Source organism: Acinetobacter sp. AR2-3, from assembly GCF_001878775.1.
GTDB classification, from domain to species: Bacteria; Pseudomonadota; Gammaproteobacteria; order Pseudomonadales; family Moraxellaceae; genus Acinetobacter; species Acinetobacter lwoffii_D.
Map to the genome: position 1 here is coordinate 1 of NZ_MJIQ01000103.1, position 1,084 is coordinate 1,084.

Annotated in this window: 1 protein-coding gene; it reads left to right on the forward strand. The window is 39.7% G+C overall.

Features of this window, described 5'->3' with window-relative positions:
* Window positions 1–209 precede the first annotated feature (209 nt).
* The gene (locus BFN00_RS15470; RefSeq protein ID WP_001067783.1) at window positions 210–914 is read left to right on the forward strand and encodes an IS6-like element IS1008 family transposase; all 705 of its coding nucleotides are present in this window, start codon (window positions 210–212) and stop codon (window positions 912–914) included.
* Window positions 915–1,084: the final 170 nt, after the last annotated feature.

Below are 1,084 nucleotides of genomic sequence, written 5' to 3' on the forward strand. Positions count from 1 at the left end.
GGAAGAAAGAGAGATAGTAATAGCGGAAATATGTAAAGATTCGTTATTTTGATGTGAATAATTTATTTTTCTAGGAAGGCTACGGAGATCGAGATCTACACGCGTAAGATCGTCGGCAGCGTCAGATGTGTATAAGAGACAGATAAGGCACTGTTGCAAATAGGCTGACATGATAAGCTAAATATCTTATTTATTTCGAGATACAGCAGATGAATCCCTTCCACGGTCGGCACTTTCAAGGTGAAATCATTCTTTGGGCTGTTCGTTGGTATTGTAAATATGGCATCAGCTATCGTGAACTTCAAGAAATGCTCGCTGAACGAGGCATAAATGTGGATCACAGTACAATTTATCGTTGGGTTCAGCGTTATGCTCCAGAAATGGAAAAACGGTTACGCTGGTATTGGCGTAATCCTACAGATTTACATTCATGGCATATGGATGAGACTTATATCAAAGTGAAGGGGCGATGGACTTACCTGTATCGTGCAGTTGATCAACGGGGTCATACGATTGACTTTTACCTTTCCGCTAGACGGAACAGTAAATCAGCCTATAGTTTTCTAGGAAAGATCTTCAATACGGTGAAAAAATGGCAAATTCCACGGGTCATCAATACAGATAAAGCAGCGACCTATGGCCATGCTTTATCACGATTAAAGCGAGAAGGAAAATGTCCAGTAGATATTGAGCACAGGCAGATTAAGTATAAAAATAATGTCATTGAATGTGATCATGGTAAGTTAAAGCGAATCATCAGGGCCACATTAGGATTCAAATCTATGAAGACTGCTTATGCCACAATTAAAGGTATTGAAGTCATGCGTGCACTACGTAAAGGACAAGCATCGTCATTTTATTATGGTCAGCCTCAGGGTGAAGTGTGTCTAATCAACAGGGTTTTCGGTCTCTAAGCACTTTTTAAAGGGAACATCATCGACTCAAATCACTATTTGCAACAGTGCCGTTTAAATTCATGATCACCAAAATTTTCTAGGATAAGAGCATTCATCATCTTATTCATAGTCTGTCTCTTATACACATCTGACGCTGCCGACGATCTTACGCGTGTAGTATTTATTAC

What these genes read in the sequence shown, in the direction of transcription:
- BFN00_RS15470 (WP_001067783.1), top strand. Translation starts at nt 210, where the DNA reads ATGAATCCCTTCCACGGTCGGCACTTTCAAGGTGAAATCATTCTTTGG.